Annotated in this window: 25 protein-coding genes; 10 read left to right on the forward strand and 15 right to left on the reverse strand. The window is 50.8% G+C overall.

Annotated features, from left to right (window positions below; all coding sequences use genetic code 11):
* Positions 1 to 10: 10 nt before the first annotated feature.
* On the reverse strand, positions 11 to 1,864 hold the full coding sequence (locus HUZ68_RS03480) for a DUF3300 domain-containing protein (protein ID WP_239594030.1): 1,854 nt from the start codon (positions 1,862 to 1,864) through the stop codon (positions 11 to 13).
* A 354-nt stretch (positions 1,865 to 2,218) separates the two neighbouring features.
* On the opposite strand from HUZ68_RS03480, the gene acnB reads away from it, so the two are divergent.
* A complete protein-coding gene (gene acnB, locus HUZ68_RS03485) occupies positions 2,219 to 4,816 on the forward strand; it encodes a bifunctional aconitate hydratase 2/2-methylisocitrate dehydratase (RefSeq protein WP_239594031.1) in 2,598 nt (865 codons plus the stop codon).
* Between the two features lie 174 nt (positions 4,817 to 4,990).
* Positions 4,991 to 5,353, forward strand: coding sequence for a protein YacL (gene yacL / locus HUZ68_RS03490; RefSeq protein WP_000384306.1), 363 nt, complete (start codon positions 4,991 to 4,993; stop codon positions 5,351 to 5,353).
* Positions 5,354 to 5,390: 37 nt separating this feature from the next.
* Here yacL and speD read toward each other — a convergent pair whose 3' ends face one another.
* The 3 genes from speD to HUZ68_RS03505 all read right to left on the reverse strand — a co-directional run bounded on the left by speD (position 5,391) and on the right by HUZ68_RS03505 (position 7,520).
* On the reverse strand, positions 5,391 to 6,185 hold the full coding sequence (gene speD, locus HUZ68_RS03495; RefSeq protein ID WP_000734287.1) for an adenosylmethionine decarboxylase: 795 nt from the start codon (positions 6,183 to 6,185) through the stop codon (positions 5,391 to 5,393).
* A 15-nt stretch (positions 6,186 to 6,200) separates the two neighbouring features.
* A complete protein-coding gene (gene speE, locus HUZ68_RS03500; protein ID WP_021576957.1) occupies positions 6,201 to 7,067 on the reverse strand; it encodes a polyamine aminopropyltransferase in 867 nt (288 codons plus the stop codon).
* 105 nt (positions 7,068 to 7,172) lie between these two features.
* Entirely contained in the window at positions 7,173 to 7,520 is a 348-nt protein-coding gene (locus tag HUZ68_RS03505; RefSeq protein WP_001295568.1) for a YacC family pilotin-like protein, read from the reverse strand.
* A gap of 165 nt (positions 7,521 to 7,685) precedes the next feature.
* On the opposite strand from HUZ68_RS03505, the gene cueO reads away from it, so the two are divergent.
* Positions 7,686 to 9,236: a multicopper oxidase CueO gene (gene cueO, locus HUZ68_RS03510; RefSeq protein ID WP_001189610.1), complete on the forward strand. Its 1,551-nt coding sequence runs from the start codon at positions 7,686 to 7,688 to the stop codon at positions 9,234 to 9,236.
* Positions 9,237 to 9,437: 201 nt separating this feature from the next.
* Here the strand turns inward: cueO and gcd are convergent, their stop codons facing one another.
* Positions 9,438 to 11,828 carry a quinoprotein glucose dehydrogenase gene (gcd, locus tag HUZ68_RS03515; RefSeq protein ID WP_001297052.1) on the reverse strand — a complete coding sequence of 797 codons (2,391 nt, stop codon included), beginning with the start codon at positions 11,826 to 11,828 and terminating at the stop codon, positions 9,438 to 9,440.
* A 205-nt stretch (positions 11,829 to 12,033) separates the two neighbouring features.
* Between gcd and hpt the strand changes: the two genes are divergently transcribed.
* Positions 12,034 to 12,570 (forward strand): hypoxanthine phosphoribosyltransferase, encoded by a 537-nt coding sequence (gene hpt / locus HUZ68_RS03520; RefSeq protein ID WP_000683335.1) that lies wholly within the window; start codon positions 12,034 to 12,036, stop codon positions 12,568 to 12,570.
* Positions 12,571 to 12,610: 40 nt separating this feature from the next.
* On the opposite strand, the gene can is transcribed toward hpt, so the two are convergent.
* On the reverse strand, positions 12,611 to 13,273 hold the full coding sequence (can, locus tag HUZ68_RS03525; RefSeq protein WP_000651599.1) for a carbonate dehydratase: 663 nt from the start codon (positions 13,271 to 13,273) through the stop codon (positions 12,611 to 12,613).
* A gap of 108 nt (positions 13,274 to 13,381) precedes the next feature.
* On the opposite strand from can, the gene HUZ68_RS03530 reads away from it, so the two are divergent.
* The 4 genes from HUZ68_RS03530 to HUZ68_RS03545 all read left to right on the forward strand — a co-directional run bounded on the left by HUZ68_RS03530 (position 13,382) and on the right by HUZ68_RS03545 (position 16,913).
* On the forward strand, positions 13,382 to 14,308 hold the full coding sequence (locus HUZ68_RS03530; RefSeq protein WP_239594032.1) for an ABC transporter ATP-binding protein: 927 nt from the start codon (positions 13,382 to 13,384) through the stop codon (positions 14,306 to 14,308).
* The gene (locus HUZ68_RS03535; RefSeq protein WP_000972203.1) at positions 14,305 to 15,075 is read left to right on the forward strand and encodes an ABC transporter permease; all 771 of its coding nucleotides are present in this window, start codon (positions 14,305 to 14,307) and stop codon (positions 15,073 to 15,075) included. Before HUZ68_RS03530 ends, HUZ68_RS03535 begins: the two co-directional genes overlap by 4 nt.
* A gap of 104 nt (positions 15,076 to 15,179) precedes the next feature.
* Positions 15,180 to 15,620 (forward strand): PTS sugar transporter subunit IIA, encoded by a 441-nt coding sequence (locus HUZ68_RS03540; protein WP_000901987.1) that lies wholly within the window; start codon positions 15,180 to 15,182, stop codon positions 15,618 to 15,620.
* A gap of 63 nt (positions 15,621 to 15,683) precedes the next feature.
* Positions 15,684 to 16,913: a polysaccharide deacetylase family protein gene (locus HUZ68_RS03545; RefSeq protein ID WP_033814571.1), complete on the forward strand. Its 1,230-nt coding sequence runs from the start codon at positions 15,684 to 15,686 to the stop codon at positions 16,911 to 16,913.
* Positions 16,914 to 16,916: 3 nt separating this feature from the next.
* On the opposite strand, the gene panD is transcribed toward HUZ68_RS03545, so the two are convergent.
* The gene (gene panD / locus HUZ68_RS03550) at positions 16,917 to 17,297 is read right to left on the reverse strand and encodes an aspartate 1-decarboxylase (protein ID WP_000621515.1); all 381 of its coding nucleotides are present in this window, start codon (positions 17,295 to 17,297) and stop codon (positions 16,917 to 16,919) included.
* Positions 17,298 to 17,570: 273 nt separating this feature from the next.
* On the opposite strand from panD, the gene rpnC reads away from it, so the two are divergent.
* Both rpnC and HUZ68_RS03560 read left to right on the forward strand, forming a co-directional pair.
* The gene (gene rpnC, locus HUZ68_RS03555; RefSeq protein ID WP_000339964.1) at positions 17,571 to 18,443 is read left to right on the forward strand and encodes a recombination-promoting nuclease RpnC; all 873 of its coding nucleotides are present in this window, start codon (positions 17,571 to 17,573) and stop codon (positions 18,441 to 18,443) included.
* Positions 18,444 to 18,511: 68 nt separating this feature from the next.
* A complete protein-coding gene (locus HUZ68_RS03560) occupies positions 18,512 to 18,721 on the forward strand; it encodes an RpnC/YadD family protein (protein ID WP_000404127.1) in 210 nt (69 codons plus the stop codon).
* A gap of 95 nt (positions 18,722 to 18,816) precedes the next feature.
* Here the strand turns inward: HUZ68_RS03560 and panC are convergent, their stop codons facing one another.
* From panC to HUZ68_RS03600, 8 genes are all read right to left on the reverse strand, one after another.
* Complete coding sequence (gene panC, locus HUZ68_RS03565) at positions 18,817 to 19,668, reverse strand: pantoate--beta-alanine ligase (RefSeq protein ID WP_000905372.1); 852 nt, start codon at positions 19,666 to 19,668, stop codon at positions 18,817 to 18,819.
* A gap of 11 nt (positions 19,669 to 19,679) precedes the next feature.
* Positions 19,680 to 20,474: a 3-methyl-2-oxobutanoate hydroxymethyltransferase gene (panB, locus tag HUZ68_RS03570; protein ID WP_000805469.1), complete on the reverse strand. Its 795-nt coding sequence runs from the start codon at positions 20,472 to 20,474 to the stop codon at positions 19,680 to 19,682.
* 135 nt (positions 20,475 to 20,609) lie between these two features.
* Positions 20,610 to 21,722 (reverse strand): fimbrial protein, encoded by a 1,113-nt coding sequence (locus HUZ68_RS03575; protein WP_023155106.1) that lies wholly within the window; start codon positions 21,720 to 21,722, stop codon positions 20,610 to 20,612.
* A gap of 11 nt (positions 21,723 to 21,733) precedes the next feature.
* A complete protein-coding gene (locus HUZ68_RS03580) occupies positions 21,734 to 22,324 on the reverse strand; it encodes a fimbrial-like protein (RefSeq protein WP_033814570.1) in 591 nt (196 codons plus the stop codon).
* A gap of 20 nt (positions 22,325 to 22,344) precedes the next feature.
* The gene (locus HUZ68_RS03585; protein ID WP_033814569.1) at positions 22,345 to 22,956 is read right to left on the reverse strand and encodes a fimbrial protein; all 612 of its coding nucleotides are present in this window, start codon (positions 22,954 to 22,956) and stop codon (positions 22,345 to 22,347) included.
* Between the two features lie 14 nt (positions 22,957 to 22,970).
* Complete coding sequence (locus HUZ68_RS03590; RefSeq protein ID WP_033814568.1) at positions 22,971 to 23,519, reverse strand: fimbrial protein; 549 nt, start codon at positions 23,517 to 23,519, stop codon at positions 22,971 to 22,973.
* A 13-nt stretch (positions 23,520 to 23,532) separates the two neighbouring features.
* Positions 23,533 to 26,133, reverse strand: a complete 2,601-nt coding sequence (locus tag HUZ68_RS03595) for an outer membrane usher protein (RefSeq protein ID WP_044807972.1) — start codon at positions 26,131 to 26,133, stop codon at positions 23,533 to 23,535.
* 41 nt (positions 26,134 to 26,174) lie between these two features.
* The gene (locus HUZ68_RS03600; protein ID WP_000484309.1) at positions 26,175 to 26,900 is read right to left on the reverse strand and encodes a fimbrial chaperone; all 726 of its coding nucleotides are present in this window, start codon (positions 26,898 to 26,900) and stop codon (positions 26,175 to 26,177) included.
* Between the last annotated feature and the right edge of the window lie 68 nt (positions 26,901 to 26,968).

Raw genomic sequence — 26,968 nt, forward strand, 5'->3', positions numbered from 1 at the left:
CGCCTGTAATTTACCTTTCCAGTCGCCTTGCTCCGCGCTCAGAGAGACGTTCGCGTACTGCTGACCGTTGCTCGTTATTCAGCCTGGCAGTATGGTTACTGTCGTTTAGACGTTGTGGGCGGCTCTCCTGAACTTTCTCCCGAAAAACCTGACGTTGTTCAGGTGATGCTGATTGAACACGCTGGCGGGCGTTATCACGTTGCTGTTGGTTCAGTGGGCGCTGCTGTACTTTTTCCTTAAACACCTGGCGCTGCTCAGGCGAGGCTGACTGAATACGCTCACGCGCTGCGTCTCTTCGCTGCTGGATCTGTGGGTTAGTCTGCATTTTCTCGCGGACTGCCTGGCGCTGCTCAGGCGAGGCGGGCTGAATGCGCTCACGCGCTGCCTCTCTTCGCTGCTGGATCTGCGGGTTAGTCTGCATTCTCTCGCGAACTGCCTGGCGCTGCTCAGGAGAAGGTGACTGATAACGCTGACGAGCGGCGTCCTTTTGTTGCTGGGTCAGTGGTTGGCGACGGCTGAAGTCGCGGAAGTCGTCATAGCTCCCATAGTGTTCAGCTTCATTAAACCGCTGTGCCGCTGCCTGACGTTGGGTATCTCGTGTAATGACGGGGGCGGCGTGTGTTCGTTGCTGAAACTGACTTGCTGCCGCCTGACGCTGGCTGTCGCGTGTTGGAGCAGGTAGCTGCGTGGCAGTCATTCCGCCGTTGACATCGGTTTGATGAAACCGCTTTGCCATATCCTGATCATGATAGGGCACACCATTACGGTAGTTTGGATTGTGCCGCCATGCCATATTCTTATCAGTAAGATGCTCACCGGTGATACGGTTGAAATTATTGACGTCGATATTGATGTTGTCGCCGTTGTGTTGCCAGCCATTACCGTCACGATGACCGCCATCGTGGTGATGATAATCATCATCGTCATGATGATGATGGTCATGATCGTCGTCGTCCCAGTCGATGCTGCTGAATAGTGCGTACGTGGTAGCAACGCCCATGCTATAGCCGAATCCGCGTACAAAGCTGTCAACAAACGGTTCTCCGGCTGGTGGTGGCAGATAAACCGGCGGATACGCAGTATTGGCCCAGTTCCCGTAAACCACGGTTGGGTTGTAGTTGGGAATATAGACCACATCAGGATTGGCGGGCTCAATGGAAATGACGGTTGTAGCAGGCTCTGTAATGACAGGGTTGGCAGCTGAAACGGTATTGGATGGTATGACGGGAACCGTGACTGTCTGTTTTACCGGTACAGCTTTCTTCGTTGTGGTAATAACTTTCTGTTCGGTTGATGACTTCAGCGAACCGGTTTGTTGCGCCAGTTGCCGCAATCGCTGTACCGAGTCCATCACGTCCTGCGGCTGCGCCAGAAAAGCATCGCCCAGGTTTTGCACCCATTGCGGGTTTTCGCCCATCAACGCCATCAATTGTGGAAAGGCCACCAGTGATTTGACGCTAGCGTCCCACGGCTGGTCAGATACCGCCTGAATAGCAGCATCGCCTTGTTTAAGTGGATTATCGTGTGACCATTGCACTGCTTGAGCAACGTTTGCCGGATAGGTTGATGCCATTAACACTTGTGAAAGCAGAGAGTCGGGGTATAGCGCGACAGGTGCAACCCATTGATCGATTTGTGCAGTGCTGAATGCGGATTTAACGACGGCGGGTGTTACGGGAGGCGCGGAAACCGTTGCAGGAAGCGTAACCGCGGCAGCGTCAGACACAGCCAGTTGTGTCGATTGCGGTTCCACAGGCGCTTCCACTGTGCGGCTTTTTATATAGAGCCCGGCAGAGGCGGCACAAAGCCCGGCACTGCAAATTAGTGCCAGCACATGGGGTTTAAACGGCAAAGTCATTTTCATAATTCGGATCTCAAGGAAATCGCAATGGTCGGCGAACTGCCACCCGCAGGTGCTGTGAATCCGAGTATAAAGAGGCGGTAGTTTAAATTTTGACTAATCTTGGGATTCGTTGAGAAAGGTGATTATCACCATGCGAATTAACGAAGTTTTTACGGAGGGAAACAATCTCTAGACCATCCTTAACGATTCAGCCACTTTTTTATGTTGCTTTTTTGTAAACAGATTAACACGTCGTCAAAATCCTGCTATTCTGCCCGTTGCGGTACTGGGCATTTACCCTACAAACTGCTGTCTCACAGGAGCGTGAAGAGAATCGCCTGCCGCACTATGACAATGAGAGCGAGGAGAACCGTCGTGCTAGAAGAATACCGTAAGCACGTAGCTGAGCGTGCCGCTGAGGGGATTGCGCCCAAACCCCTGGATGCAAACCAAATGGCCGCACTTGTAGAGCTGCTGAAAAACCCGCCCGCGGGCGAAGAAGAATTCCTGTTAGATCTGTTAACCAACCGTGTTCCCCCAGGCGTCGATGAAGCCGCCTATGTCAAAGCAGGCTTCCTGGCTGCTATCGCTAAAGGCGAAGCCAAATCCCCTCTGCTGACTCCGGAAAAAGCCATCGAACTGCTGGGTAGCATGCAGGGTGGTTACAACATTCATCCGCTGATCGACGCGCTGGATGATGCCAAACTGGCACCGATCGCTGCCAAAGCACTTTCTCACACACTGCTGATGTTCGATAACTTCTATGACGTAGAAGAGAAAGCCAAAGCAGGCAACGAATATGCGAAGCAGGTAATGCAGTCCTGGGCGGATGCCGAATGGTTCCTGAATCGCCCGGCGCTGGCTGAAAAACTGACCGTTACCGTCTTCAAAGTCACTGGCGAAACTAACACCGATGACCTTTCTCCGGCACCGGATGCGTGGTCACGCCCGGATATCCCCCTGCACGCGCTGGCGATGCTGAAAAACGCCCGTGAAGGGATCGAACCGGATCAGCCGGGCGTCGTTGGCCCGATTAAACAGATCGAAGCGCTGCAACAGAAAGGTTTCCCGCTGGCTTACGTGGGTGATGTTGTGGGTACCGGCTCTTCGCGTAAATCCGCGACCAACTCCGTGCTGTGGTTCATGGGTGACGATATCCCGCATGTGCCGAACAAGCGCGGCGGCGGTCTGTGCCTGGGCGGCAAAATTGCACCTATCTTCTTTAACACCATGGAAGATGCGGGCGCGCTGCCGGTTGAAGTGGACGTATCGCGCCTGAACATGGGTGATGTGATCGACGTTTACCCATATAAAGGTGAAGTGCGTAACCACGAAACCAACGAACTGTTGGCGACCTTTGAGCTGAAAACCGACGTGCTGGTGGATGAAGTGCGTGCGGGCGGTCGTATTCCGCTGATTATCGGTCGTGGCCTGACTACCAAAGCGCGTGAATCACTCGGCCTGCCGCACAGTGACGTGTTCCGTCAGGCGAAAGATGTGGCGGAAAGCGACCGTGGCTACTCGCTGGCGCAGAAAATGGTCGGTCGTGCCTGCGGCGTGAAAGGCATTCGTCCGGGCGCGTACTGCGAACCGAAAATGACCTCTGTCGGCTCGCAGGACACCACCGGCCCGATGACCCGTGATGAACTGAAAGACCTAGCGTGCCTGGGCTTCTCGGCTGACCTGGTGATGCAGTCCTTCTGCCACACGGCGGCGTATCCGAAGCCGGTTGACGTCACCACGCACCACACGCTGCCGGACTTTATTATGAACCGCGGCGGTGTGTCGCTGCGTCCGGGCGATGGCGTCATCCACTCCTGGCTGAACCGTATGCTGCTGCCGGATACCGTCGGTACCGGTGGTGACTCCCATACCCGTTTCCCGATCGGTATCTCTTTCCCGGCGGGTTCTGGTCTGGTGGCATTTGCAGCCGCAACAGGCGTAATGCCGCTGGATATGCCGGAATCCGTTCTGGTGCGCTTCAAAGGCAAAATGCAGCCGGGCATCACCTTGCGCGATCTGGTACACGCCATTCCGCTGTATGCCATCAAACAAGGTCTGCTGACCGTTGAGAAGAAAGGCAAGAAAAACATCTTCTCTGGCCGCATTCTGGAAATTGAAGGTCTGCCGGATCTGAAAGTTGAGCAGGCCTTTGAGCTGACCGATGCGTCCGCCGAGCGTTCTGCTGCCGGTTGTACCATCAAGCTGAACAAAGAACCGATCATCGAATACCTGAACTCTAACATCGTCCTGCTGAAGTGGATGATCGCGGAAGGTTACGGCGATCGTCGTACCCTGGAACGTCGTATTCAGGGCATGGAAAAATGGCTGGCGAATCCTGAGCTGCTGGAAGCCGATGCAGATGCGGAATACGCGGCAGTGATCGACATCGATCTGGCGGATATTAAAGAGCCAATCCTGTGTGCTCCGAACGACCCGGATGACGCGCGTCCGCTGTCTGCGGTACAGGGTGAGAAGATCGACGAAGTGTTTATCGGTTCCTGCATGACCAACATCGGTCACTTCCGTGCTGCGGGTAAACTGCTGGATGCGCATAAAGGCCAGTTGCCGACCCGCCTGTGGGTGGCACCGCCAACCCGTATGGACGCCGCACAGTTGACTGAAGAAGGCTACTACAGCGTCTTCGGTAAGAGCGGGGCTCGTATCGAGATCCCTGGCTGTTCCCTGTGTATGGGTAACCAGGCGCGTGTAGCAGACGGTGCGACGGTGGTTTCCACCTCTACCCGTAACTTCCCGAACCGTCTGGGGACTGGCGCGAATGTCTTCCTGGCTTCTGCGGAACTGGCTGCTGTTGCGGCGCTGATTGGCAAACTACCGACGCCGGAAGAGTACCAGACCTACGTGGCGCAGGTGGATAAAACTGCCGTTGATACTTACCGTTACCTGAACTTCAACCAGCTTTCTCAGTACACTGAAAAAGCCGATGGTGTGATTTTCCAGACTGCAGTTTAAAAAGTCAGCGCACGCGCTGCGCATAAACGACATAATGCCCGGTGAATGAGATTCCCGGGCATTTTTTATTTCTAAACCATCGCCGTTCCGCTGTTTTTCTCCGGTAAGGCTGCGATAATTACATCAATGGCGCAATGCGATTTCGGTGCATTGCCGGGAGCAGAGGAACACACTATGGATTACGAATTTCTGCGCGATATTACCGGAGTGGTAAAGGTGCGTATGTCCATGGGGCATGAAGTGGTCGGGCACTGGTTTAATGAAGAGGTGAAAGAAAACCTGGCCTTGCTTGATGAAGTGGAACAAGCAGCGCACGCACTGAAAGGTAGCGAACGGTCCTGGCAACGGGCAGGGCATGAATACACCCTGTGGATGGACGGTGAAGAGGTGATGGTTCGCGCCAATCAACTGGAATTCGCTGGCGATGAAATGGAAGAGGGGATGAACTACTACGACGAAGAAAGCCTGTCGCTATGCGGCGTTGAGGATTTTCTGCAGGTCGTGGCGGCTTACCGCAATTTCGTGCAGCAGAAGTAAATAAATCTGGCGGAGCCTGGGAGCTCCGCCAGAGCCGTTAAACAGCTGGCATATTGCGCCCGTAATAAATCTCGCGCATTTCTTTCCACAGCGCAGCGGTAATTTCCTGGCGCTCGCTGTCGGTTAAATCTTCCGGTTTGGTGTGGAACATGTAGTGCTTAAGGTCGAACTCTTTAAGCAACATCTTGGTATGGAAGATATTTTCCTGATAGACGTTTACATCCACCATGTCATACAGCGCCTTCATATCGTCAGACATAAAGTTCTGAATCGAATTAATCTCATGGTCGATAAAGTGCTTCATACCGTTAATGTCGCGGGTAAAACCGCGCACGCGATAATCAATGGTTACGATATCGGACTCAAGCTGGTGGATCAGGTAATTCAGCGCCTTCAGCGGAGAAATCACGCCGCAGGTAGAGACTTCAATATCGGCGCGGAAGGTACATAAACCGCCTTCAGGATGACTTTCCGGGTAGGTATGTACGCAAATATGACTTTTATCGAGATGGGCAACGACCGTTTCTGGCAGTGGGCCGGGGTGTTCTGTTTTGTCGATAAGTTTCGGGTCAACCGGTTCTTCACTCACCAGAATAGTGACGCTGGCACCCTGTGGTTCGTAATCCTGGCGGGCGATGTTAAGAATATTAGCCCCGATAATGGAACAGGTTTCTGACAGGATTTCGGTCAGACGGTTGGCATTATAGAGTTCATCGATATAAGCAATATAACCGTCGCGCTCTTCGGCAGTTTTGGCGTAGCAGATATCGTAAATACAAAAACTCAGACTTTTGGTCAGATTATTAAAGCCATGCAGTTTCAGTTTTTTCAATTTCTTATCTTCTCCTTAGGACGGCTGTGAAGCCAGTGCGTCTTGCAGATACTGGGGTAAGGCAAAAGCTGCCGTATGGACTGCCGGATTGTAATAACGGCATTTCAGGCCAGAGGCGAGAAAACGCGCCTGAATAATTTCGGTTGAGAGATGGCGTAAGGCGTCGTTATCTGTCGCCCATGCAAAAGTCATGATACCGCCGTAATAGGTCGGGATCGCCGCCTGATAAAAGTCAACGTCGCTGAAGTAATGGCTGAGTTTACGATGGCTGTCGATGGCTTCTTCCTGCTGTAAAAAGCAGACGCCGTTTTGTGCGACGAAGATACCGCCAGGATTCAGGCAACGTTTGCAGCCTTCATAAAATGCCGAAGTGAAAAGGCTTTCGCCGGGACCGATAGGATCGGTGCAGTCGGAGATAATGACATCAAAGGTCTGGCTGGTTTGATTAACGAAATTGACGCCATCGTCGATCACCAGCTTAAAGCGCGGATCGTCGTAGCTACCGGCGTTATGGTTGGGTAGATACTGACGGCAGAACGATACGACACCCGCATCGATTTCCACCATCGTGATTGACTCAACGTTTTTATGTCGGGTTACTTCACGCAGCATGGCACCGTCGCCGCCGCCGATAATCAGCACATGTTTCGCGTGACCGTGGGCCAGTAGCGGAACATGGGTCATCATCTCATGATAGATAAACTCGTCGCGCTCGGTGGTTTGTACTACGCCATCCAGCGCCATTACGCGACCAAATGCAGCGTTCTCAAAAATGATCAGATCCTGGTGATCGGTCTTTTCATGATACAGAACGTTATCTACCGCAAAGTACTGCCCAAACTGGTCGTGTAGCGTTTCATGCCACTGTTTTTTTTCGGCCATGGGTTGATACCTCCTTTGTTAACACCCGTAAAAAAAGGGCGCAACATAATAGCTAACATTGACCGCGGATGCACGGTCAATATTTCTACAAAAAGGTATCAGGGATTATTTGACGTAGGCAAGCAGGCTTAAGGAATCGCGGGCCAGGGCTTTGCATTTTTTAGCGACGGGAATGCCAATGCCGCTGAGATCGCGGTAGCTGTCTTCACCGAGGGCTTTCATGTCGAAGGTGTCGTAGTTACTGAGATCCCACTGGTTTTGCTGGGCGAAAAAGACCAGTGCGCGACGAATTTGCCCGTTAGGTAAGTTCTGGTAACCACAATCGTTCTTCAGAAAGACAAAAACTGCCGTTAAATCGGCCATATCTTCGGCTTCAGACTCGCTGAGCGCGTAACTGTTTGCGCAAACGGCCATCAGGCTGCCGAATAACACTGTTCTGAAAAACGTCTTCATTGCTTCTACCAGGGGCTTAAAGAAGATAAACGTTAGCACACTGCGAGCGAGGCGACGACCATTATTGTCGATTAAATTGTGTCTGCGGCTTGACCTTCCCGTAAGGGGAAGGACTATGCTCAACGTTTGATTTTGTTTCGCCTGCTTAAAAATAAGGAAATAACTATGCAACGTCGTGATTTCTTGAAATATTCCGTCGCACTGGGTGTGGCTTCAGCCTTGCCACTGTGGAGCCGTGCAGTCTTTGCGGCGGAACGCCCAACGTTACCGATCCCTGATTTGCTCACGACCGATGCCCGTAATCGCATTCAGTTAACTATTGGCGCAGGTCAGTCTACCTTTGGCGAGAAAACTGCAACTACCTGGGGCTATAACGGCAATCTGCTGGGGCCGGCGGTGAAATTACAGCGCGGCAAAGCGGTAACGGTTGATATCTATAACCAACTGACGGAAGAGACGACGTTGCACTGGCACGGGCTGGAAGTACCGGGTGAAGTCGACGGCGGCCCACAGGGAATTATTCCGCCAGGTGGCAAGCGCTCGGTGACGTTGAACGTTGATCAACCTGCCGCTACCTGCTGGTTCCATCCACATCAACATGGCAAGACCGGGCGACAGGTGGCGATGGGGCTGGCTGGTCTGGTGGTGATTGAAGATGACGAGATCCTGAAATTAATGCTGCCAAAACAGTGGGGTATCGATGATGTTCCGGTGATCGTTCAGGATAAGAAATTTAGCGCCGACGGGCAGATTGATTATCAACTGGATGTGATGACCGCCGCCGTGGGCTGGTTTGGCGATACGTTGCTGACCAACGGTGCAATCTACCCGCAACACGCTGCCCCGCGTGGTTGGCTGCGCCTGCGTTTGCTCAATGGCTGTAATGCCCGCTCGCTCAATTTCGCCACCAGCGACAATCGCCCGCTTTATGTGATTGCCAGCGACGGTGGTCTGCTACCTGAACCGGTGAAGGTGAACGAGCTGCCGGTGCTGATGGGCGAGCGTTTTGAAGTGCTGGTGGAGGTTAACGACAACAAACCCTTTGACCTGGTGACGCTGCCGGTCAGCCAGATGGGGATGGCGATTGCACCGTTTGACAAGCCGCATCCGGTAATGCGGATTCAGCCGATTGCTATTAGTGCCTCCGGTGCTTTGCCAGACACATTAAGTAGCCTGCCTGCGTTACCTTCGCTGGAAGGGCTGACGGTACGCAAGCTGCAACTTTCTATGGACCCGATGCTCGATATGATGGGGATGCAGATGCTAATGGAGAAATATGGCGATCAGGCGATGGCCGGAATGGATCACAGCCAGATGATGGGCCATATGGGGCACGGCAATATGAATCATATGAACCACGGCGGGAAGTTCGATTTCCACCATGCCAATAAAATCAACGGTCAGGCGTTTGATATGAATAAGCCGATGTTTGCGGCGGCGAAAGGGCAGTACGAACGTTGGGTTATCTCTGGCGTGGGCGACATGATGCTGCATCCGTTCCATATTCACGGCACGCAGTTCCGTATCTTGTCAGAAAATGGCAAACCGCCAGCGGCTCATCGCGCGGGCTGGAAAGATACCGTTAAGGTAGAAGGCAATGTCAGTGAAGTGCTGGTGAAGTTTAATCACGACGCACCGAAAGAACATGCTTATATGGCGCACTGCCATCTGCTGGAGCATGAAGATACGGGGATGATGTTAGGGTTTACGGTATAAAAAGACCGTATTCGGGAATATGCCCGGATCTCTCCGGGCATTAAACTGATGACAAACGCAAATCTGCCTGATGCGCTACGCTTATCAGGCCTACGCCACCTGTGCAATCCATTGATTTTGCACAATTTTGTAGGCTGGATAAGGCGTTCACGCCGCATCCGGCATGAACAACGCGCACGTTGTCAGCAATCTGAGCAAGTCTTACTTCACATCATCCGGCAGGGCATAAGCCACAATATAGTCGCCCATCTTCGTACCAAATGAACCGTGACCGCCTGCGGAGATCACCACATACTGCTTACCATTCACTTCATAGGTCATTGGCGTCGCCTGACCACCCGCTGGTAAACGACCCTGCCACAGTTTTTCACCGTTGCTCATGTTGTAAGCGCGCAGGTAGTTATCTGCCGTAGCGGCGATAAACAGCACGTTACCCGCCGTGGAGATTGGCCCGCCCAGCATCGGCATACCCATATTGAACGGCACCGGTACAGGCATCGGGAACGGCATACTGTCCTGCGGCGTACCAATACGTTTCTTCCACACCACTTCATTAGTTTTCAGATCCAGCGCCGAGATATAACCCCATGCTGGCTGTTTACATGGCAGACCAAATGGTGAGAGGAACGGGTTGAGCGTGACACCATACGGTACACCGTACTGTGGCTGAATGCCGGATTCCGTACCCGTGCCTTTGGCATCTTTCGGCTGCTCCATCGGGTTACCCGGACCGCGTGGGATCAGTTTCGAAACAAACGGCAGTGCCATTGGGTTGGCAATTGCCACTTCACGATTTGGATCAACGGAAATCCCGCCCCATTCAAACATTCCCAGGTTACCCGGGAAGACCAGCGTGCCCTGTTCAGATGGCGGCGTGAAAATGCCTTCATAGCGCATCTGGTGGAACATCACGCGGCACACCAGTTGGTCAAACATGGTGGCTCCCCACATATCCGCACCGCTCAAATCTTTCGTCGGACGGAAGCTCAGTTCCGAGAATGGTTGAGTAGGGGTAACGTAATCGCCTTTGGCAGCACCTTGGGGAACCGGTTTTTCCGGTGCCGGAACCACCAGTTCGCCATTACGACGATCGAGCACAAAAATGTTGCCGGTTTTCGCCGGAGCGTAAATAACTGGCACTTTCTGACCATTAACGGTGATGTCCGCCAGCGTCGGCTGTGCCGGAAGATCCATATCCCACAGGTCGTGGTGAACGGTCTGGTAGCTCCACGCCAATTTCCCGGTTGTGGCATTCAGCGCCAGAATCGAGCTGGCATAACGTTCCTGTTCCGGTGTGCGGTTACCGCCCCAGATATCCGGCGTTGTCACGCCCATCGGCAGATACACCAGATCCAGCTTCGCGTCATAGGCCGCTGGTGCCCACGAGTTTGGCGAGTTAAAGGTAAAGGTGTGTTCGTCAGACGGGATTGCGTTCGGATCTTTCGCGCCCGGATCAAAAGCCCACAGCAGCTCCCCGGTGTTGACATCAAAACCACGGATCACGCCAGACGTTTCGCGGGTTGAGAAGTTATCGGTAACTGAACCTGCCATCACGATGGTTTTATCGGTGATAATCGGTGGCGAAGTCGGTTCATACAGACCCGGTTTGGTGTCTGGCATATTGCTTTGCAGATTGAGCACGCCTTTATTGGCGAAGGTTTCGCACAGTTTGCCGTTTTCAGCGTTAATCGCAATCAGTCGACCATCATTGACCGGAAGAATGATACGACGCGGGCAATCCGCCATCACTTCCGGCGAAGCCGTTTCTGCTTTGGCTTCATGATAAGAGACGCCACGGCAGGTTACGTGCTGGAAAGACTCGTTAGTTTTCAGCTCAGGATCGTAATGCCATTTCTCTTTGCCGCTGGCGGCATCGAGCGCAAACAGGCGCTGGTGAGCGGTACACAGGTAAAGGGTGTCGCCCACTTTAATCGGCGTCACTTCATTGGTGATTTCGCCCGGATCGTTCGGCTGCTTCACATCGCCAGTACGGAACACCCAGGCTTCTTTCAGATTATGGACGTTATCGGCGTTAATTTGTTTCAGAGGTGAAAAGCGTTGACCTTCCTGATTGCGACCATAGGCAGGCCAGTCCTGATCGGCAACGGGTGAGATAGCTTCCGCAGGTGTGGCATCGGCGCTTAAGGTGCCGTTGATTTCCTGCGGATCGTTAAATCCGGCCCAGGTCAGGATACTACCGCTAATCAGCAGTGCCACCACCAGTGCGGCAACTGCGCCGCTGGCAGGAATGACCAGGCGACGCCAGACAAACGGCAGGATCAGCCAGATGCCGAAGAAGACCAGAATATCGCTGCGCGGAGTCAGCGCCCAGAAGTCGAAACCAACTTCCCAGACGCCCCAAATCATGGTGCCGAGTAGCAGGGCGGCGTATAGCCAAAGCGCGGCACGTTTACTGCGCCACAGCATCCAGGCGACGCCGAGCATCACAAGGCCAGCGATAGGGTAGTACCAGGAGCCGCCAATCGCGACCAGCCAGCCTCCGCCAATGAGTAGATACAGCCCGCAAAGCGCTGCAAAAAGGGCTGTTAGCGTGACGAGTAATCGTCGCGAGCCTGTATTGTTAATTGCCATAAAGAGACACCATTTCAATTCATTAATATTTTGGTAGCAATTAATTATAGGTTTTAACATGTGTGACCGTCATCACAATTCGAGCTTTATTAACAGATTCCGCGAATGAATAGTTTTACTGGTATACTGCGTGTCTTGCGCTTTGTTGCGGTGCCAAAACCTGCCCGTGCGAAGTGATTTGTTTTTAAATCATATGGTTAGAGATATGAAACATACTGTAGAAGTAATGATCCCCGAAGCGGAGATTAAAGCGCGTATCGCCGAACTGGGTCGTCAGATTACTGAGCGTTACAAAGACAGCGGCAGCGATATGGTGCTGGTGGGTCTGCTGCGTGGCTCATTTATGTTTATGGCGGACCTGTGCCGTGAAGTTCAGGTATCTCATGAAGTCGACTTTATGACCGCCTCCAGCTACGGTAGCGGCATGTCCACCACCCGTGATGTGAAAATCCTCAAAGATCTGGATGAAGATATCCGTGGCAAGGACGTGCTGATTGTTGAAGATATCATCGACTCGGGGAATACACTGTCGAAAGTGCGTGAGATCTTAAGCCTGCGCGAACCGAAGTCGTTGGCGATTTGTACGCTGCTGGATAAACCGTCCCGTCGTGAAGTGAACGTCCCGGTTGAATTTATCGGTTTCTCGATCCCGGATGAGTTTGTGGTGGGTTACGGCATTGATTACGCACAGCGTTATCGTCATCTGCCGTATATCGGCAAAGTGATTCTGCTGGACGAGTAAGTGTGAAGTTGCCGGATGTGTTGCATCCGGCATGGCATTTTTATTTGTGGTTGGCGTGTTTCAGCTTGAGGTTGGAAATCCCATGACGGTAACGTTGCTCAAGGGTTTCGCGGTTGGTCGCTGTGACATCCAGATCACGCAGCAAGCCGTCGTGAATACCGTAGGCCCAGCCGTGAATGGTAACTTTCTGCCCGCGTTTCCACGCTGATTGCATAATGGTGGAGTGGCCCAGGTTATACACCTGTTCCATGACGTTCAGTTCACACAAGGTATCCAGACGGCGCTCTTGCGGCATTTCGCCGAGCAATGAGCTATGTTTGAACCAGATATCACGGATATGCAGCAGCCAGTTGTTGATAAGCCCCAGTTCCGGGTTTTCAACTGCGGCTTGTACGCCGCCGCAACCGTAGTGGCCACAGATAATAATGTGTTCAACTTCGAGTACATCCACTGCATACTGAACCACGGAAAGGCAGTTCAGGTCGGTGTGAATGACCAGGTTAGCAACATTACGGTGAACAAAGAGTTCGCCCGGCTCAAGACCGGTTAAACGTTCTGCAGGAACGCGACTGTCGGAACATCCAATCCATAGAAAGCGCGGTTTTTGCGCTTGTGCCAGTTTCTCAAAAAACCCGGGATCCTCTTCCACCAGCATTTTTGACCATAGTGCATTGTTGCTGATGAGTGTATCTATGTCTTTCATGGAGGTTAACGACCTGTAACCAAATAATTACGTTTGGCTAATATAGGGCAACTCCGGGACGATTTAAACCACAGATAAAGTGTAAGAACGTAAGGTAAGTAAAAATTTATGACCATTGCACTGGAACTTCAACAGCTTAAAAAAACCTATCCAGGCGGCGTTCAGGCGCTTCGTGGAATAGATTTGCAGGTCGAAGCGGGTGATTTTTATGCGCTTCTCGGGCCGAACGGGGCCGGGAAATCGACCACTATCGGTATTATCAGCTCTCTGGTAAATAAAACCTCCGGGCGGGTCAGCGTATTTGGTTACGATCTCGAGAAAGATGTCGTGAACGCTAAACGTCAGTTGGGACTGGTGCCGCAGGAATTTAACTTCAACCCGTTTGAAACCGTGCAGCAAATTGTGGTGAATCAGGCAGGGTACTACGGTGTGGAGCGCAAAGAGGCGTACATCCGCAGCGAAAAATATCTTAAGCAGCTCGATTTATGGGGAAAACGCAACGAACGTGCGCGCATGTTATCTGGCGGGATGAAGCGCCGTTTAATGATTGCCCGTGCGTTAATGCATGAACCTAAACTACTGATTCTCGACGAGCCGACTGCAGGCGTGGATATTGAACTTCGCCGCTCAATGTGGGGCTTTTTGAAGGATTTAAACAACAAAGGCACCACCATCATTCTCACCACACACTACCTGGAAGAAGCAGAAATGCTGTGCCGCAATATCGGCATTATTCAACACGGTGAGCTGGTGGAAAATACCTCGATGAAGGCGCTGCTGGCGAAGCTGAAATCGGAAACCTTTATTCTCGATCTCGCACCGAAAAGTCCGTTACCGAAGCTCGATGGCTATCAGTATCGACTGGTCGATACCGCGACGCTGGAAGTTGAAGTGCTGCGTGAGCAGGGGATCAACAGCGTATTTACGCAGTTAAGTGAGCAGGGCATTCAGGTATTAAGTATGCGTAACAAAGCTAACCGTCTGGAAGAGCTGTTTGTTTCACTGGTTAATGAAAAACAAGGAGATCGCGCATGATGCATCTTTACTGGGTGGCGCTAAAAAGCATCTGGGCGAAAGAGATCCATCGCTTTATGCGTATCTGGGTGCAGACGCTGGTGCCGCCAGTCATCACCATGACCCTTTACTTTATTATTTTCGGTAACCTGATTGGTTCGCGTATTGGCGATATGCATGGCTTCAGCTACATGCAGTTCATCGTACCGGGGCTGATCATGATGTCGGTGATCACCAACGCCTACGCCAACGTCGCGTCATCATTTTTTGGTGCCAAATTCCAGCGTAATATTGAAGAGCTGCTGGTAGCGCCGGTTCCGACTCACGTCATTATTGCCGGATATGTCGGCGGTGGCGTGGCGCGTGGTCTGTTTGTTGGCATTCTGGTGACGGCAATTTCACTGTTTTTTGTGCCGTTTCAGGTGCATTCGTGGGTATTCGTTGCCTTAACCCTGGTGCTCACGGCGGTGTTGTTCTCCCTTGCGGGTTTGCTGAACGGTGTGTTTGCCAAAACGTTCGATGACATCAGCCTGGTGCCAACCTTTGTGTTAACGCCACTCACGTATTTGGGTGGGGTCTTTTACTCACTGACTTTGTTGCCGCCGTTCTGGCAAGGGCTGTCGCACCTGAACCCAATCGTTTATATGATCAGTGGTTTCCGCTACGGCTTCCTCGGTATCAATGATGTTCCGCTGGTCACTACCTTTGGCGTACTGGTGGTCTTTATTGTGGCGTTTTATTTGATCTGTTGGTCGCTGATCCAACGTGGACGTGGTTTGCGTAGCTAAGGCTATTTCCTCTCCTCTGGATTTGGGGGAGAGGAGTTTTGACGGCTATCACCCTTTATCAACAATGGTCAGGGTAGACTGATTTTCGGCTAAGGAGGAAGGCGATGTTAGGTTGGGTAATTACCTGTCACGATGACCGGGCGCAAGAGATACTGGATGCGCTGGAGAAAAAACATGGGGCGCTTCTTCAGTGCCGGGCCGTGAATTTCTGGCGTGGGTTAAGCTCTAATATGCTCAGCCGCATGATGTGCGATGCTCTGCATGAAGCGGACTCTGGTGAGGGTGTCATCTTCTTAACCGATATAGCCGGAGCGCCACCGTATCGCGTGGCTTCATTATTAAGCCACAAACACTCCCGTTGCGAAGTGATTTCTGGTGTCACGTTACCGTTAATTGAACAGATGATGGCTTGCCGTGAAACCATGACCAGTTCAGAGTTTCGCGAGCGTATTGTCGAACTGGGTGCGCCGGAGGTGAGTAGTCTTTGGCACCAACAACAAAAAAATCCGCCTTTCGTCCTCAAACATAATTTGTATGAGTATTAACCCGCGATTCTGATGGCGCTTTTGCTACAATAAAAGCGTTGTTTCACCCTCGGTTATTTTTTCATGTACAAACAAGCTGTTATTCTCCTGCTGATGCTGTTTACCGCAAGTGTCAGTGCCGCGTTACCTGCCCGTTATATGCAAACCATCGAAAATGCTGCGGTCTGGGCTCAAATTGGCGACAAGATGGTGACCGTGGGGAATATTCGGGCCGGACAAATCATTGCCGTGGAGCCCACTGCCGCAAGTTATTACGCATTTAATTTTGGCTTTGGTAAAGGGTTTATCGATAAAGGCCATCTCGAGCCGGTTCAGGGGCGACAAAAAGTTGAAGACGGTTTGGGTGACCTCAACAAGCCGCTGAGTAATCAGAACTTAGTTACCTGGAAAGATACGCCGGTCTATAACGCGCCGAGTGTGGGCAGTGCGCCATTTGGGGGATTGGCGGACAATTTGCGCTACCCGATTTTGCATAAACTGAAAGACAGGTTAAATCAAACCTGGTATCAGGTCCGTATTGGCGATCGACTGGCCTATATCAGCGCGCTGGATGCCCAACCCGATAATGGCCTTCCGGTGCTAACTTATCACCATATTCTGCGCGACGAAGAAAACACCCGTTTTCGCCATACTTCGACGACCACCTCGGTACGCGCTTTCAATAACCAGATGGCCTGGCTGCGCGACAGGGGATACGCGACACTGAGCATGGCGCAGCTGGAAGGTTACGTGAAGAATAAGATCAATCTCCCTGCGCGAGCGGTGGTGATTACCTTTGATGATGGCCTCAAGTCGGTGAGCCGCTATGCGTATCCTGTGTTGAAACAATATGGCATGAAGGCGACGGCGTTTATTGTTACCTCGCGCATCAAACGTCACCCGCAGAAGTGGGAACCAAAATCGCTGCAATTTATGAGCGTTTCTGAGCTTAACGAAATTCGCGATGTATTTGATTTCCAGTCACATACCCATTTTTTGCATCGGGTAGATGGTTATCGCCGCCCCATATTACTGAGTCGTAGTGAGCACAATATTCTGTTTGATTTTGCACGTTCACGCCGCGCTCTGGCGCAATTTAATCCGCATGTCTGGTATCTTTCGTATCCGTTTGGCGGATTTAATGACAAAGCCGTGAAGGCAGCAAACGATGCCGGATTTCACCTGGCGGTGACAACCATGAAAGGCAAAGTAAAACCGGGGGATAATCCGTTGTTACTAAAACGACTTTATATCTTAAGAACGGATTCGCTGGAGACGATGTCGCGGCTGGTGAGTAACCAGCCGCAGGGATAACAATCAAGCAACCTGTACCGGAATCGCTTTCGCGGTACGTTTCATTTCATTGTCGCCTTCAAAATAGGCGACGTTGGGTCGCCAGGTGCGAGCTTCTTCATCTGGCATGGTAACGAAGCTGGCGATGATGACAATATCGCCGACACTGGCGCAGTGGGCCGCCGCACCGTTAACAGAAATAATTCTCGAACCGCGTTCTGCCGCGATGGCATAAGTGGAGAAACGCTTGCCGTTGGTGACATTCCAGATATCAATGGCTTCGTTTTCGAGAATACCGGCTGCGTCAAGAAAATCCTGGTCAATGGCGCAAGAACCTTCATAGTGCAGGTCCGCATGAGTCACTTTCACGCGGTGGAGTTTGCCCTGCAGCATCGTGCGAATCATAACTTCTACCTTTCTACCCTGTCGTTAACGAAGCAGGCGGTGCCTGCTTTGAGGAAATTCTCACGCAGTATTGCCCGATTTTTGTTTAGTGTCTACTCATCTGACGGCATTTGCATCAGCAGTTTGCGTACCGCGCCGAAGCGTGCCATGTAACGGCTGTAACCAATTGAAATTTCTCTGAACGCTGCTCGGTAAACACTAAAGAGGTGGCTGACGATGGTACACCTTGACTGGATACTGCCTTCACGCAAGACAACACGGAAGGCAGGGAAGATGGATGCACCGAGTACCACACCGCATGATGCAGTGTTTAAACAATTTTTAATGCACGCGGAGACGGCTCGCGACTTTCTGGAGATACATTTGCCAGTGGAATTACGAGAACTTTGTGACCTCAACACGCTTCATTTAGAGTCGGGGAGTTTCATTGAAGAGAGCCTGAAAGGACACAGCACGGACGTGCTCTATTCCGTGCAAATGCAGGGCAATCCCGGTTATCTGCATGTTGTGATTGAACACCAAAGCAAGCCGGATAAGAAAATGGCCTTTCGCATGATGCGTTATTCTATTGCTGCCATGCACCGGCATCTGGAGGCGGATCACGATAAGCTGCCGCTGGTGGTGCCGATACTGTTTTATCAGGGCGAGACCACACCTTATCCGCTCTCAATGTGCTGGTTTGATATGTTTTACTCGCCGGAGCTGGCGCGACGCGTCTATAACAGTCCTTTTCCGCTGGTGGATATCACTATCACACCGGATGACGAAATCATGCAACATCGGCGGATTGCGATTCTCGAACTACTGCAAAAGCATATTCGCCAGCGCGACTTAATGTTATTGCTGGAGCAACTGGTCACGCTGATTGACGAAGGGTACACTAGCGGAAGTCAGTTAGTTGCCATGCAAAACTATATGCTGCAACGCGGTCATACTGAACAAGCGGATTTGTTTTATGGTGTGCTGAGAGACAGGGAAACGGGAGGGGAGTCTATGATGACGCTGGCGCAGTGGTTTGAAGAGAGGGGAAGACAGGAGGAAAGGCAAGAATTCGTCCTGCGTCTTCTGAATAAAGGAATGTCTCGGGAAGACGTTGCAGAGATGGCAAATTTACCCCTTGCCGAGATTGATAAGCTGATTAACTAAGTTGTCTGCATCATCAGTTATAGCCAGATAATTGTTATTGTTAACTGACCAGATAATTAAGGGAACCTATGGAAATAAAGACACGGAGAGAAACCAGGCAGACGTTGGCGCAGTGGTTTGAAGAGAAGGGATTTCAGAAGGGATATCAAGAGGAACTCCAGAAGGTAAGACAGGAATTCGCCCAGCGTTTTCTAAGTAAAGGGATGTCTCGGGAAGACGTTGCAGAGGTGACAACTTTACCTCTTACAGAGATTGATAAGCTAATTAACTCTAACTAAATTGCCAGCGATATGAATAATCACTTACAGACGTCATCGCCATGACGTAGGGCAAATTAATAACTGGCGCCATCAGCCGTAGCGCCAGTTAAGTATTACGCCAGTTCGACCATCTTGTTGTCGATCAGGCGGGCATCGCCAAGCCAGGCGGCTACCAGAATCACAGCTCGTTTGCTGGTTTCAGAGACTTCCAGCAACGTGTCGGCATCGCGAATCTGAATATCATCGGCGCGGAAGCCTTTTTCATTCAGTTCTTGCCCGGCAATAGCAATAATTTCATCGAGATCCCGTTCGCCAGCCTGCAATTTGTCGGCAATTGAACTTAAAACTTTGTACAGACCGGGCGCAATTTTACGTTGTTCCGCCGTCAGATAACCGTTACGGGAACTGAGCGCAAGGCCATCTTTGGCGCGCATAATCGGGACGCCAACAATCTCAATATCAAAGCCCATATCAGCAACCATTTTGCGGATCAGCGCCAGTTGCTGAAAGTCCTTTTCACCGAAGCAGGCGATGTCCGGCTGGACCAGGTTAAACAGCTTGCTGACGATAGTCGACACGCCGCGAAAATGCCCCGGACGGCTGGCGCCTTCCAGCATGGTCGAAAGCCCTGGAACGTCAACGTAAGTATGGGTTTCAGTACCGTTCGGGTAGATCTCTTTTACCGAGGGCGCGAAAACCAGATCCACTTTGCGCTTGTTCAGTTTTTCGCAGTCTTCCTGCAAGGTCCGTGGGTAACGAGCCAGGTCTTCTGGGCGGTCGAACTGCATCGGGTTAACGAAAATACTGACGACGACCACATCGGCGCGGGCTTTGGCTTCGTCGACCAGCTTCATGTGGCCATCATGCAGGTTGCCCATGGTAGGTACCAGCGCCACGCGCTTGCCTTCCATACGCAGGCGGCGAATTTGCTGGCGCAGCAGTGGCAGGGTTTCGATAATTAACACAACGTCACTCCTTAATGGAAACTGTGTTCTTCGCCCGGATAAACGCCGGACTCCACTTCAGCCATATACTGCCGCACAGCCGCGCGGATGTCGCCCGTTTCAGCGAGGAAATTTTTGGCAAATTTAGGGATATGACCGCCGGTAATGCCGAACGCATCGTGCATCACGAGGATCTGCCCATCGGTAACGTTGCCTGCGCCAATACCGATAACCGGGATCGCCAGCGCTTCGGTAATACGTTTTGCCAGTTCAACCGGCACGCATTCCAGCACCAGCAACTGTGCACCAGCGGCTTCTAAGGCTAATGCATCGCTAAGCAGTCGATCGCTCGCTTCATCGCCGCGCCCCTGAACTTTGTAGCCACCGAAAATATTCACTGACTGTGGGGTTAAACCTAAGTGACCACATACAGGAACGGCACGTTCGGTCAGCATTTTTACGGTTTCGACCAGCCACTCACCGCCTTCAATTTTGACCATGTTAGCACCGGCACGCATAACCGTTGCGGCGTTTTCAAAAGCTTGTTCCGGCGTGGCATACGCCATAAACGGCAGGTCAGCCAACAACAGGCAGTTTGGCGCGCCACGACGTACGGCGGCAGTGTGGTAGGCGATATCAGCAACGGTAACTGGCAGGGTGGAGTCGTGCCCCTGAACCGTCATGCCCAGCGAGTCGCCTACCAGCATGACATTAAGTCCTTCATCGGCAAAGAGTTTGGCGAAGCTATAGTCGTAAGCGGTGATGGTCGCGAAACGTTTTTTTTCCTGTTTGCATTTTTGCAATGAAGCAATGGTGGTCGGTTTCATAACGTATCCTGATGGCTAAAGTCAGATCGATCGCATTCTAACAGTCGAAATCAGGGGGGCAATGGTTTTTAGTGTGGGGAAAATGTTCGCACCAGAGCAGAACTCTGGTGCGATGAGGAAGGAATGACGTTTTACTTATTCGTAGGTAAAGGAGAAGGTCGCGTTACCTGAAAAGGTTCCAACACCGACAGCATTACCGCTACCATCCGGTACCAACTGTGCCGTAAAGGGCAAATTCAGCAGGTTGTTTACCCAGATTGCGAAGTTGTACTCAACGGAGTTGCTACCGTCCGCTTTTAATAAGACTTTGCTATTTTCGTAAGTCGAATGCACTTTTACAGCCACGCCTGAAGCAGAGCCAGTCGTTTTACCTACTAGTGTGGCGTCGCTGGGTTTATTTGCCGCTTTCAACTTAACCGTAATTTTACTGGCGTAACAGTATTCAGCGCGGATAGAAAAAGGAATTTCCCGTGTAAGCCCATTTTTCACTTCCGAAACATAGCTGTTCCCAAGCGTTACCTGGTTGCCGCTGACATTACCCAGGTCTTGAGCCAGGGCAACTGTTTGACAGGTCGGTTCGTCCACATAAAAATGTACGGAGGTATCTTTAACGTAGAAATTTATCCATGGCTGGTCAGTATTACCTATATACCAGGAGGCGATTCTACCTGGTTTGGCGTATCCTTCTGAAACCCCAGTTTGGGGTTTGAATTCAGGAGTCGTGAAAAAACGAAACCTCAAATACCAACTATCATCGCTGTACTCATAGGCCCATTTGTTACCAGCATTCCCCGTATGGTTATCTGCGCCACTCTGTGCTGGAAGATACAAATCTAGTTCCTCTGCGGCACCACAACTTACACAAACAAGTTCCACAGAATAAACAACACCAGGAACGGTTGTTTTCAATAAGGCAAAGCCATTAGTGGTGGTATAGGTTGATAACAAATCAGCATCTGCATAGTTAACAAAATGTACTGAGCTTGTGTCACTCCCTAAGGATTTACAGCCAATCTTATCCCCCCGAAGGTCAATATGCACATCCCAGGTCGCAAAGGCTATTTCTTCCGGTGCTGTCACCATTCGTGTCGGTATACTGAAGGGCTTTGAGGTTATCACCATCTCATAAGGCCCTTCAGCATTGCGTTCTATATAACATTCATTCGCCAATGCATACCAGGATGTGGTAAAAAATAGCAGTATCGCACTGCATAACTGAATTAACAGTCTATTGCCTTTCCTTTGCATAATTATCCTTATTATTCGTAAGAAACGTTAACAATAACCTGACTTCTCACCATCCCTGATTCGGGAGGAAGGGCATTATTCACTCGCTGCATACGGGAATAAAAGGTCCAGGTTGAGGGAACAGCATTGCCAGGCGCGACTGAATAAATCGCTGTTGAGGAACCATCCGTCCCGCGTACATTAAATGTCTGCTGATTCGGCTGTGCCGAAAATATCACAATGCCGACGTTTTTTGCCCCGGTAGCCTGCTGTTCATATTCGTTACTAAATATTTGATTATTTGCCTGCGCAAGCGATCCCGCCTGCGGCTGAAAATCTAATTTCATTTGTGATTGCGTCGTTTGAATGTTGTCGCAGGAGACCACATTAACATTAAACGTTTTGCCACCCGCGTAATCCGTCGTTGGGGTCACATTGTCAGCAAAATAGTCCAGCGTCACTGTGCCGAGATCTACCACGCCATTATTACTGACTTCCACCTGACAGGTGCTGGCCACAATCTTCGCGGTGAGATCCACATCCTGACCTGCATAGCCGAAAGGCGTAATAAGGGCTGCTGCCAGCCCCAAAAAACGTACGATTTTATGATGCCTGCATAGCATTCTAATATCCTTATCCGCTATTACTGATAAGTGATAGTGAAAGTTGTGGGAGAGAGGAAATCACCCGGTAATACGTCATTGACTGTCCACCCGTCAGCGATAATCATTCGCGCGCTTAAATCGAAATCATAAGGCTGTGTTGTGCTGGCATTAGAAAGATCGACATTGATGACGTTTCGTTGTACACAACTGAACTGCTGGCTGCCATTTCCCCCAGGTGTCGTTGTCGTCCATACTTCGACTGCGGCTCTGCTTGAACCACCATTGCCGGAGGAAATTGTATTTGCAAAGCCGGCAGTGTTAGACAGGCCACCAGCGCAATTGACACCAGTTTTGGGCGACAATACGAGTTGAGCTTTCTTTCCTGGAAGGCCGGCACAATCGCTGAAGCGGATTTTAAAAGGTTGTACCTTGCTTTTGGCTGCCAGTTCAGAAATATAAACATTGTTAAAGGCGACGGTATTGATCTCGGTATCACTGGTATCCAGTATCTTCGCACTACAGGTACCCATAGTCAGGTTACTGTTTACGGTTAAAGAGGCGGATGTCGTACTCGCATAAGTGAAATTGTTGCTAACGCTGGCACCCACGGCAACAGTAGCAATCAGTGTAGCGATGACTTTTAATTTCATGGTGGCTGTCCCTGTTATTCGTAGGTGAAGTTAAAGGTGGCTTTTGCCTGAAACGCACCGGTGCGTCCTGCTCCCGCCGTTGTTTCGCGCAGTGCTACGGTCAGAGGCACACCGCTAGTTTTCTCATCGGCGGTCCATTCAAATTTGTCAGTATTATTTGGCGTAAAGAAAGCTGAGTCTGCGGTATCTCTACGCTTAATCCCCATACCCACACCCGTAGCGCCAGAGCTTGCTTCATTGACAATCAACTTACCTGAAACAGTTGCACCTGTAAGTGTGGTAAAAATCTTTGAGTAACCATTGCTGCAATCGGAAGCCAGTAATTTAAAGTTGGCTTGAGCTGCAACATCTCCAGTGACAACTTTATCCAGGCCAACATCAGGAATTGTCAGGCTGTATTCACCGTTACTACCCGTCACTACTGGGCCACCATCTTGTACTATAGTTATCGTACAGGTGGTGGCTAATACGGTGGCCGTAAAATCGACATTAAGAGTTGTTGCAGCTTCAACCGCCGGTAAACCCAGACCTATTAACGCGGATGTTAGTAGTATCCTTTTCATAGAATTTTCCATATTAGTGATTTGCTACCTGACAGGTAAGATTGTTAAGTAATAAGGTATTGCTGCTTCCCAGTGTTTGTGGTTGGGCCGGGAACTGGTAGTGCAACTTACAGTCAATGGTTTGGTTGTTTTCATACCAGCGAACGATTAATTCCCCGCTGTCGTTAATGCCGCGCACAAATGCCTGACCACCCTGACCCATGCTGCCGATCATCACTTCATCCTGATAAACCTCCGCAGCAAACGGAATGGATTTGCCATTGGCAGCGGTAATATTCAGCACGGCAGAACGCCCCTCGTCAGTTTCGAAACGGGTCAAAACAACGGAGCCGCTGCGTGGTACGGTGGTGGCGCTGGTACTTTTCAGTTCAACATCGTTTTCCAGCGTTTCAATATTCAGACCTACCCGGTTTTCACGGTAGGGGCTGACAGAGGACGTTACGGCATATCCCCAGCGATCGATTTCGTTATTACTGTTATTGATTCGTGCGCCTTTAGCACCTGGGGCGTTGATTAACACCAGCGTGTCGTTACTGCTGAAACTGTTGTTAGTGAACGTTAAACCACCACTGTGTAATACAAAGCCTCCATCGGTGGAGATGGAGTACTGTTGGCTGTTATCCGAAGTGGCCGAGGCCGAAGCGGAAATACCGCCTAACCCTGATTCATAGTTGAGATAACCACCAACAGAGGCTAAATCGCCGGAGTTTTTATCGAGGCTATAACCTGCGTTGACACTGTAGTTCACCAGATTGTTTTCAGTGTTACCGGAACTGTTAACATTCAACTGATGTGAACCATCGAAATCGGTATTGAGCTGAGTATTTAAATTGCGGAAACCAGAAGACTTACGTTTGCCACCTAAAATATTCTCAATAGGTACGCTAACGCTGACGTACATTGCATCATCTTTCTCGCCATCTTCGTTCCAGCTACGTTGCAGGTTGACGCTGAAGCTGCCCCAGGAAACGCTCTTACTGTAACCAACATTATATTCAGTGCGGCTATTGTTAGCCGCCCAGTAGTCTGTCCAGCTACCGGAAATAAACAGCGAACCGTAATCTTCATAGGCGATATTCAATGGCTGGTTAATACTCACGGTAAACTGGTTTTTCATACGTGAGTACGTCTGCATGGTGTTTTTGTCTTCATCGGCAGACAAATGTTTGGCGTCGTCAATGAGGACTAACGCATCATGCAGGCCCAGGTAATCCTGGGTGGAATAGCGGTATGCCGCGAGGTTAAATGATGTTCCGGTATCCTGGAAAAGTTTGTTCCAGGTCACGCGATAACTTTGCCCCTGATAGGTTTTATCATCCGGAATCTCAGCACGGGAGTGGGTAACGTCTACCGCAAAAGCACCGATACTGGTGTTAATACCCACACCTAACAGTCCGGCAAGATAGTTGTTATCGGTGAACTGAATGCCGGTATACCCCGTGAAGAGGTTATTCAGACCATAGTAATAAGAGGCTTGCCCCATATTCGGTTCTGAGCGCAGGTTGTCATCAATGACTTTACCCGCACTGAAATCCCAACGACCTACGCCAGGCCGCTGCATTTGCACAACGGAGGAGAAGGGCTGCGTAAAGGTGCGTTTGGAACCATCCGCTTCTTCAATGGTAATGACCAGTTCGCTACCAAAGCCGGAGGGGCTGAGGTCGTCTATAACAAACTCACCGGGCGGAACGGTGGTTTCATAGATCTTATAACCGTTCTGCGTCACCGTGACTTTGGCGTTGGAGTTTGCCACACCGCGGATGGTCGGAGCGTAACTGGCCAGCGCGGAAGGCAGCATACGGCTATCGCTGTATAGACGAACACCACGGACGTTGACAGAGTCAAACGTTTCACCGGTGGTGTAGGCGTCACCCATGATTATTTGTGACCGGATTGCCGGAATGTCACGTTGTAAGTAACGATCCTGGAAATCGAAATCGCTGCCGTTATCTGTTGTCCAGTTATAGTTACCACGCGCCCGGAAGTGCCAGGCACCTAAGTTGATACCTGAGTTAAACGCGCCATAGACGCTGTCACTATTGTTGTTATCTGAACTTGTGTGATACGCGTTCAGGGTATATGCCAGTGTGGCAGCGTTAATCCCTGACTCCCACAGTGAGGGGTCGACATAACCACCGTAGTTTTTCAGAACATAAGCTTGAGGGATAGTCAGATCGAGAAACTGGTCACTGCTGTCAAAGCGCACATCCGCCTTTTCGTATGACTTTGCCAGATCCAGACAATCCTCTTCTTCACCTTCCCTGGCGAGTAAAGTGACAGGCTGTTCTGGTTGCTTAATGTGTAGCTGCGCCAGGTTTTTGCGGGTAAGACAGGCCGCCGCACTGTTTTCGCCAATATCCACAAACGGAATTTCTAAGCTGGACGTAGCCAGACCGTTTACAAACACGCGGACATTATAGAGACCCGGCGGTGTCGGGTTGCCTTGAGCATAACGTTTAACATCAATCGTTGATGCGCCAGTTCCCATTAAGAAGGAACTGTCATATTCCACGGTGTCCGCCGCAGAACTGTTGCCGCTGTAAAAAAGGGCGCAACAGGCCGCAAGTAGCGTTTTTTTCGGGATACGGCTTTTTTGATGAGTAAACTGGTACAAGGTTGCATTCCTGGCGATGTTAAAAAGAATCCGTTTATTTTTTAGAATGTTGCGGAACCATCAATGTTGCCGCCAAAGTCGTTGATCGCTTTAAAGACCACTTTTCCGGATGAAACGCTTCCTGGCAGACCGGTTACGCCAAAGCTTGCCTGGCTGAACGGCGCGACCATGCTGGAATTGACGTTGTAGGTTTTGCCGCCGCTTTCCAGCTTGACCTCATTAAAGGACACGTAATATGGCGTTGGGTTATTTGCCTGTAACTGAGCGTTGTTTAATTTCCAGGTGATTTTCGCCGGTGCTTCAGCCGGTTCTCCCTGTAAACCGCTCGGGCGATAAAAGAGTTTGATGCGCGTACGGAAAGCCAGCTGTAACAAGTTTTTGTCAGCCTCAGCATCTTTCGGCTTAGGCGGCACTTCCAGCACGTTAAACCAGTAGACGCTTTCACGGTCTTTCGGCAGGGCTGTTGCACCGGTGTACATCACTTTTACGGTTTGACCGCGTTTTGGCTCTACGCGTGAAACGGGCGGGGTCGCGGTAAACGGCACTTTGATCTGGCTGGGATCGGCATTGTCATCGCCCGTATCCAACCAGTTTTGAATCAGTAAGGGACGATTCCCTTTATTTTCCAGGCGAACGTTAACATCTTTTTTATCAGCGTTATAAATGATACGTGTTCCGGAAATAATAATGTCAGCGAATGCTGGTGCACTGGCTAACAGAGTACTCACAAATAATGCACTAACCGTTTTTTTAACCAAGGGAAACATAAGCACTCCTTGCTGTCTGTAGAAAGATTAAATTCGCGAAAATAAGGTTTGCCTGCTGGCAAACCTTA

The organism is Shigella dysenteriae, assembly GCF_022354085.1.
GTDB classification, from domain to species: domain Bacteria; phylum Pseudomonadota; class Gammaproteobacteria; order Enterobacterales; family Enterobacteriaceae; genus Escherichia; species Escherichia coli.